The organism is Salegentibacter maritimus, assembly GCF_016236975.1.
GTDB lineage: Bacteria > Bacteroidota > Bacteroidia > Flavobacteriales > Flavobacteriaceae > Salegentibacter > Salegentibacter maritimus.
This window is the reverse complement of sequence record NZ_JAEHNY010000007.1, coordinates 170,340-185,219: the sequence shown is the minus strand read 5'-3', so window position 1 is coordinate 185,219 and position 14,880 is coordinate 170,340. Positions and strand designations below refer to the sequence as shown.

16 protein-coding genes are annotated in these 14,880 nt (G+C 36.5%); 8 read left to right on the top strand and 8 right to left on the bottom strand.

Annotated elements, in window-relative coordinates:
• Positions 1 to 3 precede the first annotated feature (3 nt).
• A complete protein-coding gene (locus tag I6U50_RS09560) occupies positions 4 to 675 on the top strand; it encodes a peptidoglycan-binding protein LysM (RefSeq protein ID WP_198638676.1) in 672 nt (223 codons plus the stop codon).
• On the opposite strand, the gene I6U50_RS09555 is transcribed toward I6U50_RS09560, so the two are convergent.
• The 3 genes from I6U50_RS09555 to dnaA are packed head-to-tail and all read right to left on the bottom strand — an operon-like array spanning position 672 to position 3,304.
• Positions 672 to 1,397: an SAM-dependent methyltransferase gene (locus I6U50_RS09555; protein ID WP_193711859.1), complete on the bottom strand. Its 726-nt coding sequence runs from the start codon at positions 1,395 to 1,397 to the stop codon at positions 672 to 674. The two genes, I6U50_RS09560 and I6U50_RS09555, sit on opposite strands and share 4 nt — an antisense overlap.
• Complete coding sequence (locus I6U50_RS09550; RefSeq protein WP_198638675.1) at positions 1,397 to 1,867, bottom strand: low molecular weight protein-tyrosine-phosphatase; 471 nt, start codon at positions 1,865 to 1,867, stop codon at positions 1,397 to 1,399. Before I6U50_RS09550 ends, I6U50_RS09555 begins: the two co-directional genes overlap by 1 nt.
• 9 nt (positions 1,868 to 1,876) lie before the next feature.
• On the bottom strand, positions 1,877 to 3,304 hold the full coding sequence (dnaA, locus tag I6U50_RS09545; RefSeq protein WP_193711857.1) for a chromosomal replication initiator protein DnaA: 1,428 nt from the start codon (positions 3,302 to 3,304) through the stop codon (positions 1,877 to 1,879).
• A 206-nt stretch (positions 3,305 to 3,510) separates the two neighbouring features.
• Between dnaA and I6U50_RS09540 the strand changes: the two genes are divergently transcribed.
• Positions 3,511 to 3,906, top strand: coding sequence for an acyl-CoA thioesterase (locus I6U50_RS09540; protein ID WP_193711856.1), 396 nt, complete (start codon positions 3,511 to 3,513; stop codon positions 3,904 to 3,906).
• A 92-nt stretch (positions 3,907 to 3,998) separates the two neighbouring features.
• On the opposite strand, the gene I6U50_RS09535 is transcribed toward I6U50_RS09540, so the two are convergent.
• From I6U50_RS09535 to ribD, 4 genes are all read right to left on the bottom strand, one after another.
• The gene (locus I6U50_RS09535; RefSeq protein ID WP_198638674.1) at positions 3,999 to 4,607 is read right to left on the bottom strand and encodes an IMPACT family protein; all 609 of its coding nucleotides are present in this window, start codon (positions 4,605 to 4,607) and stop codon (positions 3,999 to 4,001) included.
• Positions 4,608 to 4,713: 106 nt separating this feature from the next.
• Positions 4,714 to 5,586: an EamA family transporter gene (locus I6U50_RS09530; RefSeq protein WP_198638673.1), complete on the bottom strand. Its 873-nt coding sequence runs from the start codon at positions 5,584 to 5,586 to the stop codon at positions 4,714 to 4,716.
• On the bottom strand, positions 5,583 to 6,191 hold the full coding sequence (locus I6U50_RS09525) for an HAD family hydrolase (protein WP_198638672.1): 609 nt from the start codon (positions 6,189 to 6,191) through the stop codon (positions 5,583 to 5,585). Before I6U50_RS09525 ends, I6U50_RS09530 begins: the two co-directional genes overlap by 4 nt.
• Positions 6,184 to 7,221 carry a bifunctional diaminohydroxyphosphoribosylaminopyrimidine deaminase/5-amino-6-(5-phosphoribosylamino)uracil reductase RibD gene (gene ribD / locus I6U50_RS09520; RefSeq protein ID WP_198638671.1) on the bottom strand — a complete coding sequence of 346 codons (1,038 nt, stop codon included), beginning with the start codon at positions 7,219 to 7,221 and terminating at the stop codon, positions 6,184 to 6,186. Before ribD ends, I6U50_RS09525 begins: the two co-directional genes overlap by 8 nt.
• Positions 7,222 to 7,249: 28 nt before the next feature.
• On the opposite strand from ribD, the gene I6U50_RS09515 reads away from it, so the two are divergent.
• From I6U50_RS09515 to ligA, 6 genes are all read left to right on the top strand, one after another.
• On the top strand, positions 7,250 to 7,735 hold the full coding sequence (locus I6U50_RS09515) for a GNAT family N-acetyltransferase (RefSeq protein WP_198638670.1): 486 nt from the start codon (positions 7,250 to 7,252) through the stop codon (positions 7,733 to 7,735).
• 91 nt (positions 7,736 to 7,826) lie between these two features.
• On the top strand, positions 7,827 to 8,681 hold the full coding sequence (gene prmC, locus I6U50_RS09510) for a peptide chain release factor N(5)-glutamine methyltransferase (RefSeq protein WP_198638669.1): 855 nt from the start codon (positions 7,827 to 7,829) through the stop codon (positions 8,679 to 8,681).
• Positions 8,682 to 8,687: 6 nt separating this feature from the next.
• Positions 8,688 to 9,059 (top strand): hypothetical protein, encoded by a 372-nt coding sequence (locus I6U50_RS09505; protein ID WP_198638668.1) that lies wholly within the window; start codon positions 8,688 to 8,690, stop codon positions 9,057 to 9,059.
• Between the two features lie 107 nt (positions 9,060 to 9,166).
• On the top strand, positions 9,167 to 9,775 hold the full coding sequence (locus tag I6U50_RS09500) for an LOG family protein (protein ID WP_193711885.1): 609 nt from the start codon (positions 9,167 to 9,169) through the stop codon (positions 9,773 to 9,775).
• A gap of 243 nt (positions 9,776 to 10,018) precedes the next feature.
• Positions 10,019 to 11,311, top strand: coding sequence for a gliding motility protein GldB-related protein (locus tag I6U50_RS09495; RefSeq protein ID WP_198638667.1), 1,293 nt, complete (start codon positions 10,019 to 10,021; stop codon positions 11,309 to 11,311).
• A gap of 488 nt (positions 11,312 to 11,799) precedes the next feature.
• The gene (gene ligA, locus I6U50_RS09490) at positions 11,800 to 13,794 is read left to right on the top strand and encodes an NAD-dependent DNA ligase LigA (protein ID WP_198638666.1); all 1,995 of its coding nucleotides are present in this window, start codon (positions 11,800 to 11,802) and stop codon (positions 13,792 to 13,794) included.
• A gap of 156 nt (positions 13,795 to 13,950) precedes the next feature.
• Here the strand turns inward: ligA and I6U50_RS09485 are convergent, their stop codons facing one another.
• Positions 13,951 to 14,859, bottom strand: a complete 909-nt coding sequence (locus I6U50_RS09485; protein WP_198638665.1) for a bifunctional metallophosphatase/5'-nucleotidase — start codon at positions 14,857 to 14,859, stop codon at positions 13,951 to 13,953.
• Positions 14,860 to 14,880: the final 21 nt, after the last annotated feature.

Sequence of the window (14,880 nt, the reverse complement as noted above, 5' to 3'; positions counted from 1 at the left end):
CTAATGAGAAAGAAAATTGCAAAATTTTCAATCTTGCCTGTTTTTGCAGGCTGCATGTTTTTCAGTTTTTCGACCAGAGAAGCAGCGAATTTGGAAATTGAAGGTTATTCAACTTCCAATCTTGAACTAAATTATACTGTGGCTCTTTTAGAGGAGGGCGAATTAGTAGAAGATTTGAGCCTAAAAAGGCCTTTGCCTAAGCTAGGTAAGTCTTATGACGGATTCAAAGAAGCGCTGGGATTTAAAGAGTCTCGCGGAAATTACCAAAGTGTGAACGAGTTTGGCTATATGGGAAAATACCAGTTTGGTATTGGAACATTAGAATTGTTGGGAATATACAATGCTGCCGAATTCCTTAACTCTCCTGCTTTGCAAGAAGCGGCCTTTTACACAAATTCATCAAGAAATAAGTGGATCTTAATTCGTGATATTGCTCGCTTTGAGGGTAAGGTGATCAATGGAGTAAAAGTAACTGAATCTGGTATTCTTGCGGCTGCCCATCTTGCTGGTCCCGGAAGTGTGAAAAAATATCTGAGAAGTTGGGGTGCGCAATCTTTTAGCGATGCTTTTGGAACTTCAATTAGAAATTATATGAAAAAGTTTGGCGGTTATGATACTTCGTTTATAAAACCGGAGCAAAACCCCAGGGTAAATATAAAAGCCTATAGAGCTTAAATTTCTTTCTGAAATACAAAAATAGCAGGCCTCTTGTGGAGGTCTGTTTTTGTTTTCTTCCATTCCGAAGCCGGTTTGGTTACTATATATTCTGTAGGTAGAGTAAGGTCACAGGCTACACATAGCCTTGTTGTGGGGTGTAAAAACTGAAGCAAATCTTCAAGTAATTTGTTGTTACGGTATGGGGTTTCAATAAAAATTTGAGCTTCGTTCTTTTCAAAGGAAAGCCGCTCTAAATCTTTTATTTCCTTTTTGCGTTCTTTTTTGTCTATGGGTAAATATCCATTAAAGGTAAAACGCTGCCCATTCATGCCGCTGCCCATCATTGCCAGTAAGATTGAAGAAGGTCCAACTAATGGGATTATCTGTATACCTTCATTATGGGCGATTTTCACAATTTCGGCACCCGGGTCTGCAACACCGGGGCATCCGGCTTCACTTAATAAGCCAATATTTTTTCCTTCTTTACAATCGTTTAAGAAAGAAGGAATTTCACTAGCTTCGGTAAACTTGTTTAGGCTGTAAAACTTTAAAATAGACTGCTGCTTTTCTGGAAGTAGTTGTTTGATATGCCTGCGGGCTGTTTTTTCATTTTCAACAATATAAATATCCAGCTCCTGCATAATTTCTTTCACCTGAATGGGTAAAACCTGCATTGGGTTTGCCGCTCCCATGGTAGTAGGGATAAGATAAAGTTTTCCGGAGTATTTAAAGCCTGGCATTATGCTTTCTGTTCTTCCTTTAATTGTTTCGCTATTTTATCGCAGGCCTCATCAAGCATTTGGTATACGTTTTCAAAGCCGTGGTCGCCGCCGTAATATGGGTCGGGGACGTCCACATTTTCAGCGGGGAAAATTTCATCCAGAATTAATTGCACCTTTGCGCGATCGTCGTCGTTTCTTGCCAGGGAAATTACATCTCTAAAGTTGGAATTGTCCATAACATAAATAAGATTGAACTTATCGAAATCTTCTACTTTAAATTGTCTTCCGCGTTGATAAGTGATATCCAGCTTATTCTTTTTTGCTATGGCAATAGACCGCGGATCGGGAGTATCGTTAATATGATAACCTGCGGTTCCGGCCGAATCTACAAAAACCTGAGATTCGTCTACTTTAGACTTTAAAATTCCCTCAGCAAGCGGTGATCTGCATATATTGCCAAGGCACACCATTAATACCTTAGTTTTCATAGATACTTTTTATATAGTAAGTTTTTTGTTGAGGTCTTCAACAAATTTTTTGAATTGTTTGTCGGTGGTAGATAAGTTATCTACGGTTTTGCATGCATGTAAAACAGTGGCGTGGTCACGTTTGCCAATTTGAGATCCAATACTGGCTAAAGAGGCTTTGGTGAATTTTTTAGCAAAAAACATAGCTAGCTGTCTTGCCTGTACAATATGTCTTTTACGAGTCTTAGATTGTAAGGTTTGTATATCCATTTGGAAATAATCGCTTACTACCTTCTGAATATAATCTATAGAAACTTCTCTTTTGGTATTTTTTACGTAGTTGTCTACAATTTTTTTAGCGAGTTCTAAGGTGATATCCTTTTTGTTGAAAGAAGAGTGGGCTATAAGCGAAATAATCGCCCCCTCCAATTCGCGAATATTCGTTTTAATATTATTGGCTAAAAACTCAACAATCTCCTCAGGCATCTCTACACCGTCTCTGTAAAGTTTGTTTTTAATAATAGAAATCCTGGTTTCAAAATCTGGATGTTGCAGTTCGGCAGAAAGCCCCCATTTAAACCTGGAAAGCAGGCGTTGCTCAATATCCTGCATATCTACCGGTGCCTTATCACTGGTTAAGATAACTTGTTTACCGTTTTGATGTAAATGGTTGAAAATATGGAAAAATACATCCTGGGTTCCCGCTTTACCTGATAACAATTGAATATCATCAACAATTAAAACATCAATAATTTGATAAAAATGAATAAAATCATTTCTATTATTTTTCTTGACTGATTCTATGTACTGCTGGGTAAACTTTTCAGCCGAAATATATAGAACGGTCTTTTCGGGATATTTATCTTTAATTTCAACCCCAATGGCATGTGCTAAATGGGTTTTTCCTAATCCTACCCCGCCAAAAATAAGCAGTGGGTTAAAAGAAGTTCCTCCCGGTTTATTGGCCACAGCCAGTCCGGCCGATCTTGCTAAACGGTTAGAATCTCCTTCCAGAAAATTTTCGAAATTGTAGCTCGGGTTTAATTGTGATTCAATTTTTACATTTCTAATTCCCGGGATTATAAATGGGTTTTTTAATTCTGGGTTTTTATTCTTTATAGGTACATCTACTTCCTGGGAAGTCATATTACTGCGCTGTGTACTCGGAATCTTTTCGGTAAACGGCATTTTGTTTCCGTAAGTATTTTCCATCTTAATCACATACACCAATTTTGCTTTTTCTCCAAGCTCTTTGGTAAGTGAAACTTTTAAAAGCTTTACGTAGTGCTCTTCCAGCCACTCATAAAAAAACTTTGAAGGCACTTGAATACTTAGGGCGCAGTCTGTAAGTTTTACTGCTTGTATGGGTTCAAACCACGTTTTATATGCCTGTGGAGTAATATTATCTTTGATAAAAGCCAGACAGCTATTCCAAACTGATTGCGCAGTTTTTGACATGCTTTGTGTTGTATTATTTTAGGTTAGTAGTGGTTTATTTGTAGTTAAAAAGATATAGGGGTCTCTTAACTTAAGTGGAACAAATATGTGAACAAATTATCTAATAAAAAAACCAGTTTGGGCTTGACTTTTAAGAAAAATTTACGCATACTTAATTCCGCCAATGAAAATACAAAACCTCATTCACATTACCTGTTAAATTCAGTATGAAAAGTCATGTTTCTTATGTTAAAGTCCGTTATGCAGAAACCGATCAAATGGGGGTGGTGCACCACGGAAATTATGCTCAATACTTCGAAATAGCACGTCTTGAGTGGCTTATGGCCTTCGGGATTTCGTATAAAAATATGGAAGAAACCGGGGTGATGTTACCTGTTTATGAACTTCAAACAAAATTTTTAAAACCGGCTGTTTTTGAAGATGAACTTAAAATTGAAGTAAAATTGAAAGAACTTCCGTCTGTGAAGATAACTTTTGAATATGTAATTTATAATCAAAATAAAGAACTACTCACAACCGGGGCTACTACACTTGTTTTTATGGATGCTATTTCTAAAAAACCTATTCGATGCCCAAAATATATTTTAGATAAGTTGAAATAATAATTAAACAAATTCTTATACTTTTAGACCTGTAGGGTTTGCGCGATTAAACGTCATTTAAAATGATTTTAGGAATGTATGCTGTTTAAATTTTAATGCTCCATTCTTTTTATTCCTACCTTGTAGGTTGAATTGAATTTTTCAAAAATTGCATCTGCTTCTTTTTTTCTAACAGAAATATAAATTTTGCAATCCAAGGCCAGTTTTTGCTCTATAACTGAAAGTTTATTTTCCTTTATTAAGCGCATTACAATATTCATTTCGGGATAATCAAAACTAATCTCAAATACTTCGTCTATAGTGTATGTAATTATATCGGCTTCTTCCAGGGCCATTTGTGCGGCGGTTTTATACGCATTTATAAGTCCGCCAACACCAAGTTTTACACCACCAAAATACCTTACCACAACAATTAAAATGTTGGTAACTTCAAACGACTGGATTTGGCCGTAAATGGGCATTCCGGCAGAATTTGAAGGTTCTCCATCGTCGTTGGCCCGATATTGAAAATCAGATTTTCCTAATTGCCAGGCATAACACCAATGCCGGGCTTTGTGGTGTTTCGATTTTAATTCTTCTAAATGAAGATTAGCTTCGTCTTCAGTTTTGACCGGAAAAGCATAACCGAAGAATTTTGAGTTTCGGTCTTTAAATAAAACTTCGGGAGAAGCTTTGGTTATGGTTTTATAGGTGTCTTTCATTTTAAATTGTTTTAGGCCTAAAGTATTTGAAACCCACGAAGCCTTCTTCTTGATAGATTTATTGGCAGCGCCAAAGGGTGTACCCCGAGGCTTGCCCCGACTTAGTTTACTGACTACTTGCTACCAGGATAATACTTAGCACAGCCAGTGCAATACCAATCCAGTTTTTCTTCAGTAAAACTTCTTTAAATAATACAATTCCCAAAATAGTAGAAGCCAAAACAATTCCTACATGGTTTAATGTAAAAATCACCGAATTTTCATATCCCGGAGAACGGAGGGCCATTACTAAAAAATAGATCGAAAAATAATTGGGAATTCCTAATGCGATTCCGCCGGCAATGTTTCTCCAGGTAATTTTTAATTTTCCTAAAAATGCCTGGCCAATTAAAATAAGTGTCCCAATTATTCCTGCAATACCAAAAATACTGGACGAAAAAAGTCCTACATCATTTTCTGAAACATAAAAGTTTTCCAGGTAATTTATAGTGGTATCAATAACTCCACTTCCAATAAAAACCAGTAAGGGAAATATGAGGTTTTCTCTTTTTATACTTATGCCTTTTTTTGTTTTTATTGAGCTTAAGTATACCGCCACCAAAGCAAGGATAACCCCCGTAATTTTTAAGAATCCCAGACTTTCATTATAAATAAATATTCCGCAGAAAACCGGGATGGCAACCGACATTTTGGTAGCTACAGAAACCACCGATAGCCCGCTGCGCTGTGTGGTGATAGCTGCAAGATTAAATACAGTAATAAACAGGGCGCCTAAAATAATAATACCCATAAACCATGATTCAGAGGGAATCCTTATCAGGTCTTCCGTACTTTCAATATACCCAAAAAAGCCTACGGTACATGCTATAAAATAATTAATAATTATAGCCTGTAGTGTGTTTACACCATATTTTTTATAAAGTCTAAAGACTACAAAAATTATGGTAGAAGAAAGAATGCTTAGCAGTAGGTAAATCAAAACAATTCCTTTCTGGCAGTAAATAAATCTATAATGTCTTCCTTCTCCGGATCAATATTCCAGGTGTGTAGCCCTAAGCTTTTGGCGGCTTCGGTGTTTTCTTTGGTGTCGTCTATAAAAAGGCATTCCCCGGCTTCTAAATTATGCTCTTGTAGTACAAACTCATAAATCTCGGTATCGGGTTTTCTAAAATTTATTTCGTGCGAAAGATAAAATGCATCAAAACAAGCTTTAAAATCTTCAAAAAACGCTACATTTTCTTTTATCCAATCTATATGAATTTCATTGGTGTTGCTTAGAAGAATTAACCGGTAATTTTTTTCTTCAGAAAGTTTCTTTAGAAATCGGTAGCGGTATTCGGGGAAGTCTATTAAAATGGCATTCCAGGAATTTTTAAACTGGTGTTCCTGAAGCTTAGGATATTCGGTTTGGTAAGATTTTATAAAAGCTTCTGATGAAATAAGCCCCTTTTCATATTGCTGATTTACTTGCAGTAAATTTTCTGAAAGTGCTGGGATTTGATGTTTACTCATTTCACGCATAGTTGCCGGTTTGTCCAGGTTTACAAATACGTCTCCAAAATCGAATATTAGGTTTTTAATCATTTTTGTAAATTTTTAAAGTATCTCGTTCCAGGTTGGTTTTTAAAATTGTCTTGCCTGAAAATCCCGGTGCTTTTACACCTTCATGAAACTCTGAAATTCCCGAAAAAACCCTGGCTTCGTCCCAAAGATTAAAATTTATAAATTCCTGAAGCGTTTTTGCTCCTCCTTCAATAATAAGCGACTGTAAGTTGTGCCTGTGTAGCACCTCGCAAATTTGTGCCGGGAGCTGTTCCTTAAAATTTAAGGTTTCAAATACTAAATTAGGGGTAGATGTTTCGGTTTTTTTGGTGAAAACAATAGTTTTTATACTACTATCAAATAAAGCTGAATTTTCTGGAATTTTTAATTCCCTGTCTATCACTACCCGCACAGGATTTTCACCTTTCCAAAGTCTTGTGTTTAATTTAGGGTTATCTGCAATGGCAGTGTTTGTACCTACTAAAATAGCTTGTTCTTCACTACGCCATTTGTGTACCAATTGCTTAGAATATTGATTGGTAATCCAAACCGGCTCCCTTGTTTCCTGAATTTTTGGAGCGATAAAACCATCGGCGGTTTGGGCCCATTTCAAAACAATATAGGGGCGCTTTTTTTTATGAAAGGAGAAAAAGCGCTTGTTGAGATCCCGGCATTCTTTCTCTAAAACACCAATTTGGACATCACAACCTGCTTCCATCAATTTCTTAATACCACGCCCGGCTACCTTAGCAAAAGGGTCTATGGTGCCAATTACCACTTTTTTAATGCCTTTTGCAATAATTAAATCACTACACGGAGGAGTTTTTCCATAGTGGCTGCAAGGCTCCAGGCTAACATATATTGTGGCGTGCTTTAAAAGCGATGTGTCTTTAACAGAATTTACCGCGTTTACTTCAGCATGGGCTTCCCCTGCTTTTTGATGCCAGCCTTCACCAATAATTTTATTTTTATGAACAATTACGCTGCCTACCAATGGATTAGGGTAGGTGGTTCCCAGGCCATTTTTGGCCAGTTCGATACAACGTTTTATGTATTTTTCGTGTATATTCACACCGCTAAAATAGGATTATTTACCAAGAATGAGCATACTAAAAATACGCGAGATTCAAAAGGAAGACAACCAGCAAGTTGCCAAAGTGGTGAGAAAGGTTTTATTAGAAATGGGCGTTCCCAAAGTTGGTACTGCCTATGAAGATGAAGCCCTGGACAATATGTTTGCTACATATCAAAAGCCACGAATGGCCTACTTTGTGGTAGAAGAGAAAGGAAAAATTCTTGGTGGTGCGGGTATTGCCCCACTAATTGGACTGGAAGAAAACATCTGTGAATTACAAAAAATGTATTTCCTGCCCGAGGCCCGTGGCAAAGGTTTAGGTGCAAAAATGATGGATGCCTGCCTGAAATTTGGTAAATCCCAGGGTTTTAAACAATGCTATATTGAAACTTTGCCTTATATGCAAGACGCAAGAAAACTTTACGCCCGTAGCGGATTTAGATCTTTAGAAAAACCGCTGGGAGAAACAGGTCATTATAATTGTACAATGTGGATGATTAAGGATATTTAAAAGTGAAGAGGAGGTGTTAAATACTTTTCCTAACCCACAAACAGAAATAACTGAAAACTTACACAGGAGAACTGATAACTCATAAATTTAAATGCAATTAAAAGCACAAAAAGAACTTTTTCTAGAAACGCTGGAAAAAGATTATCCGGTCGAAGAAGTGCTTTCATTTTTCTTTTTGCTCACTGAAGCATTTTTGGGAGTAAGGCGCTTAGACCTGGCTTTAGATCCGGATCTTGAAATAGAACCTGCTAATATAGGTAGGTTTGAAAATGCTTTAGCAAGGTTAAAAAATCATGAGCCTATTCAGTATATTATTGGGGAAACCGAGTTTTTTGGATTAACTTTTAGCGTAGATAATAATGTGCTGGTGCCAAGACCGGAAACAGAAGAACTAGTGCAATGGGTTTTAGAGGATTTTGCTCTGGAAGAAAAATCATTGAAAATTTTGGATATAGGGACCGGGAGTGGCTGTATTGCGATTTCCCTGGCAAGACATCTTCCTAAAGCTAAAGTTTCGGCCCTGGATATTTCTGAAAAAGCCCTGGAAATTGCTAAAGCCAATGCAAAAAATAATGAGGTGGAAATTAGTTTTATTCAGCAGGATATTTTAAAAACCGAAACATTATCGGGCCATTGGGATATTATAGTATCTAACCCACCTTATGTGCGCGAGCTGGAAAAAAAGGAAATGCAACGAAATGTTTTGGACCATGAGCCTGAAACAGCTTTATATGTTAAAGATCAAGATCCTTTACTTTTTTATAATAAAATCACGAAATTAGCTAAGAAGGCCCTTAATCCTAAAGCAAAACTTTACTTTGAGATTAATCAATATCTCGCCGAAGAAACCAAAACAATGATGCAGAAGCAGGGTTTTATCTGTGAAAAGCGAAAAGATCTCTTTGGGAATTTTAGGATGTTAAAGGGAGTTGCATCAACTAATTAAAGTACTATGAGAAAATTTATTGGTTTGCTCATTTGCGCCTTTATCATGAACTCGTGTAACTTGTTTGAAGGAACCGGTGTTGATTTTGAAATAAAAAATAATACTAATGCTGTGTTACATAACGTACAGCTTAAAACAAACAAAGGTTCTAAAACTAAAATTTTTAATAGACTCGAGCCCGGTAAATCGGTTTCGGGTTTTTTGAAAATGAAAAAGGGCAAAGGTAATGGGGGTTATGTTCTGCAATATGAAAGGGAGGAGGAGAAAGCTGAGAAAATCATCAACGAAAAATTTTCTGATGGAAACGCCATGAGCCATAAATTGATTTTTGAGATCGAAGCAGATACTGTATATCTTGATATAGAGCATTATTATTAGTAATACTCTTGAGGCTTATTTCTATTAAATTGGGATGAGTTTACGCAAGGCTTTTGGTTGGGAAGGTTAGAAGTTTATCCCGGTAATTTTTAAACAAGAAAACATTTATTTTGGAAAAAAGCACTAAAAATAATCTTAAGAGTATTGCCGTTTTTTGCGCAAGTAGCGACGGAAATGATGAGAAAATATATGCCGAATCTTACCGCTTGGGCAAAACTTTAGCTCAAAAAAACATTCAATTGGTTTATGGAGGAAGTAAACTTGGTTTAATGGGGCAGGTAGCTACCGGCGCATTACAAAATAACGGAAAAGTGATTGGGGTGATTCCAGATTTTCTGAAAACCAAAGAATTGGTGCACACCGGTTTAAGCCGGTTAATTACCACGCGCGATATGCACGAGCGCAAGCTTAAAATCCATGAACTAAGCGACGGCTTTATAGCTCTTCCTGGTGGTTTTGGTACTTTTGAAGAACTTTTTGAAATTGTTACCTGGGCGCAGTTAGGACTGCATCAAAACCCTATTGGCTTATTAAATATCGACGGATTTTATGATGATTTAATAGCTATGCTTAAAACTATGGTTAGAAAAGGTTTGCTTAAAAAAGAGAATTTTGACCTTCTGATAATTGCTGAAAATACTGAAGAATTGTTGGAAAAAATGTACCACTTTAAGCCTATGCCTGTGCCTAAATGGATGCGTAAAGACCAGACTTAAAAAGGATTCTTAGAAATGAAAATCCAGAAGCTTCAAATATATTTATAATGTAGCTGGACAATTGCTGTTTTATAGGGAGCTGTCAAATTTGAAACTTGCCGAATATAGATGATGGATTTAAAAGGAGATGCTTGGCATGTTTTAAGCTTTCCTGTCTATAGCTAAAAATCGATTAATTTCTGTGGTGGCGCCACTTTAGTGTAACAATCACTTTTCTTAATCGTCTTTAAAAAAACATAATTTATGAGGAAAATATTATTTTTCGTGCTTTTTATCATTTCTGTAGCCCAAATTAACGGACAGGAAAAACCTAGTATCTCGGAAATCATTAACGAGGCTAATACGCTCTATAAAGAGAAAAACTACAAGACCGCCAAAGACAAATATTTAAAAATAGTAGAACTAGCAGATTTTGAGTGGCAAAAAATGAATGCTACTTACAATGCTGCCCGTTGTTTAGCTTTGCAAAAAAAAGTAGATAGCGCTTTTGTTTTACTAGATGATGTTGTGAAGTATGGGTTTAAATATAAATCTTACCTTATGAAAGATTCCGATTTAGCTATTTTGCATAAAAATAAAAAGTGGGAAAAATTAGTAGATAAAATCCCTGAACCTAATTTGCCTAATAACGACCCAAATCGTGCTCAAATTGTTACGAGTGATATTCATAATTTTTGGCAAGCCTATAATTTAGTGCGAGAAGACTCTTTAAATGCAAAGAATATTTACAAAAAATACTATTTCGAGAAGGCTAGTGATGGTATGCAAGATTATATGGGTGCAAAAGTAAGTTCCATCGATTATTTTGTAAAACACGTTGAATCACATCCAAGATTATATAAAACGATAAAAGAGAACACTTTGATGGTCGATGAATATAAAAAAGGCATTCAAAGCAGTTTTAAGAATCTTAAAGAAATATACCCCAAAGCAATATTTCCAGACGTATATTTTATAATTGGTGCGTTTACAAGTGGTGGAACAGTTACACCTACAGGTTTGCTAATTGGTGTAAATCAAATGAGTGATGGAGAGGGAGTAGATACAGGAGAACTTGATTTTGGCGATAAATTATTGATGAATAAATCTAAATACCTCCCTAATGTGGTTGCTCATGAATTAATTCATTTTCAACAGGACGGAATGAAAAAAGATACAACCACTCTTGGATATGTAATACAAGAAGGGATGGCCGATTTTATTGGTGAATTGATTAGCGGGGAGACGCCCAATCGCAAAATTTTTGAATGGGCAAAAGGGAAGGAAAATAAAATATGGAGCGAATTTAAAAAGGATATGTATTATGATAGATACAATAATTGGATAGCTAACTATAAAACAGCTTCTGAAGATAGTTATCCAGATTTGGGTTATTGGGTTGGTTATGAGATTTGTAAATCTTACTATGAAAAATCAAAAGACAAAAGGCAGGCAATAAACGAAATGCTGAATATTCAAGATTATAAAGAATTTTTGAAGGACAGCAAATGGGAACACAAACTGAAAATAATAAATCAACGCGAAGAGCGTATATAAGAAATAGTGGTTTAAGGGCTTAAAATAAGGAGGTTTTGGTGAATTTATTGCCAGTGCCAGGGCTGAAATTCACGCCAGGAATCTGCTGCTTTTTATTTACAATTAGGAATAAGGATAAAATATAATTGAATTTACCTCTTGCTAGGACTTCCGTAAACCTAAATCGGCCATTTTCTCGAATAAAAATATTTTTAGTATTAGTGAAGTTTGACTTGCACCTAAAAATATTCAGAGGAAATTCAATTTTCTAAATATTAATTGTAAACTTGATATATGTGATGGCAGTTTTAAGCTGTTTTGTGTAGTTGGTGAAGATGAAAGCTTGTCTGTAGGTATTTTTCAAAACCTTAAAAACTGGTTTCCCGCCAAAAGTCCCAATGGTAAATTTCAATTTGAAATAAAATTTACACAGCATGGAAAAAAACATTGCCTTATTTTTGAAAACGATAAACTAAAAACTCAGCAATAATTTAGCAGTTCTCCTTTTTATGACTATCCAGGAAAAGATTAAACAATTACGAGAAGAATTACATAGGCACAATTACCTATATTATATTGAAGATAAACCTGAAATAAGCGATTATGACTTTGATATGAAGCTAAAAGAGCTTCAGCAACTGGAAGAGCAGCATCCCGAATTTGAGGATAGCAACTCGCCAACAAGACGTGTAGGGGGCGCGATAACTAAAAATTTCAATACTGTTGTTCACGACCATAGAATGTATTCGCTTTCCAACTCCTATTCGAAGGAAGAGTTGGAAGATTGGGAAAAACGTATTGAAAAAGCTATTGGCGGGAAAGTGCAGTATGTTTGCGAGTTAAAATATGATGGTGCTTCCATTAGTCTTACCTATGAAAATGGAATGTTAAAGCGTGCTGTTACACGGGGTGACGGTTTTCAGGGAGACGATGTTACCAATAATATAAAAACAATAAAATCTGTACCCTTAAAATTAAAGGGCGATTTCCCTAAGAAATTTGATATTAGGGGAGAGATTGTTTTGCCGTATGAAGGTTTTGCGAAGATGAATGCAGAAAGAATAGAAGCAGGCGAAGAACCTTATGCTAACCCCAGGAACACCGCCTCGGGAAGCCTGAAACTTCAGGATAGTGCCGAGGTTGCCAAAAGACCTTTGGATTGCTTGTTGTATAGCCTGGTAGCCGATAGCTTACCGGTAAAATCTCAATTTGAAGGCCTTGAAAAAGCAAGGGAGTGGGGTTTTAAAGTTCCGGCTGAAGCAGAATTAAAAAACAGTATTGCCGAGGTACTGGAGTATGTGAATTACTGGGATCAGTACCGCCACGATCTTCCTTATGAAACCGATGGCGTGGTGGTAAAAGTAAATAGTTTTGATCAACAAGACGAGCTGGGGTATACAGCTAAATCACCTCGTTGGGCCATGGCCTATAAGTTTAAGGCAGAGCAAGAAAGTACAAAACTGAATAAAATTACCTACCAGGTAGGCAGGACAGGTGCAATAACCCCCGTGGCTAATCTCGATCCGGTGCAATTGGCGGGAACTACGGTAAAGCGGGCTTCTTTGCACAATGCCGACCAGATTGAAAAATTGGACGTAAGGGAAGGGGATATCGTTTTTGTAGAAAAAGGAGGTGAAATTATTCCAAAAATTGTAGGTGTAGATTTTACACAAAGAGATCCGGCAACCCCCGAAACCCAGTATGCTGAAACCTGCCCTGAATGCGATAGCGAGTTAGTTAGAAAAGAAGGGGAAGCACAACATTACTGCCCTAATTATCATGGTTGCCCCCCGCAAATTATTGGGAGGATTCAACATTTTATTTCACGAAAAGCAATGGATATTGAAGGCCTAGGCGGGGAAACAGTTGCTTTATTAGTGAATGCTAATTTAATTGCCAATTACGCCGATTTATATACGCTAAAAAAAGAGGATGTTCTTCCCCTGGAACGAATGGCAGAGAAATCGGCTGATAACCTAATTAATGGTATTGAAAAGTCTAAAGAAATTCCCTTTGAACGTGTTTTGTTTGCTCTTGGTATTAGGTATGTAGGGGAAACAGTAGCTAAAAAACTGGCGAAATATTATAAAAGTATAGATGCATTAGCTTCAGCGAATATCGAAGACCTTACCGCAGTTGATGAAATAGGGGAACGCATTGCACAAAGTGTCACCGACTTCTTTGCTTCAGAAGAGAATAAAGTAATTATTGAGCGTCTTAAAGATTACGGGCTTCAATTAGAAATAGCTGTTCAGGAACTGGAAAACCAGAGTGATAAACTGGGAGGAAATACTTTTGTGATTTCGGGGGTTTTTGAAAAAGTTTCCAGAAATGAACTCAAGAAAATGATAGAAGATAACGGAGGGAAGGTCTCCGGATCTATTTCGGGAAAAACAAATTATTTAGTAGCCGGGGACAATATGGGGCCTAGTAAACTCACAAAAGCAGAAAAATTGGGGACTACAATTATAAGTGAAGATGAGTTTTTGGAGATGCTTAATTAATTTTTTTTGAGTTCGTTTTTCCATCAATAGAAAAAATGAGCTTTAGTATTAATAGGTACGAAGTTTTTATAAAACCCATAGAAAAGCCTTTGTTTATTGGCACCGCCAAAGGGTGTAATACCCCGAGGTAGTTTGCTGAGGTTTAAGCTTTAAAGCTTAAACCTCAATTTTTAATCCATTAGCTTCAATATTATTTTTATCGTCTAAATAAAAATCAATTCTTCCCAGGTAAAGGCCATAACAGCCTACCTGATTTACGAGGACTTTTTTACCTGCTTTATTTGTTTCAACAGTAGGTTTTTCTAAAAAAGTATGGGTGTGACCGCCAATAATAAGATCAATGTTTTCTGTGGCTTTTGCTAGTTTAAGGTCAGAGACTTTGTCGCTATTGTATTTGTAGCCTAAGTGCGAAAGGCAAATTACCAGGTCGCATTTTTTTTCTTCTTTTAAAATTCGGCTTTGGTCTTGTGCAATTTCTATAGGATCCAGGTATTTAGTTTCTTTGTAAAGACTATCGTTTACCAGCCCTTGTAATTCAACCCCCAAACCAAAAACGCCAATTTTAACTCCGTCTTTTGTAAAAACTTTATGTTGGTGGGTATGGCCATCCAGTACAGTATTGCTGAAGTCGTAATTAGAGGAAATAAAACTGAATTCGGCATGTGGGAGTTGCGCAAGTAAGCCATCTATACCATTATCGAAATCGTGGTTTCCTATGGTAGCAGCATCGTATTGCATTTTACTCATTAGTTTAAATTCCAATTCCCCCCCATAGAAATTAAAGTATGGTGTGCCCTGAAAAATATCTCCCGCGTCTAACAATAGCGTATTTGGGTTTTCATTTTTAATCTGCTCAATTAAAGTTGCCCGCCTGGCAACACCACCCATATTTGGATTCCTGGAATTATCGGGGCCAAAAGGCTCAATATGGCTGTGAACATCGTTGGTATGCAAAATGGTAATATGCTTTTTATAATTTGGCTTAAAAGAAAATGTGCTTAAACCACCAATTCCTATAAACGCGGTTGCTGCCGAGGTTTGCTGAATAAAATTTCTTCTTTTCATTATTTTCTTCTCAATAATCGA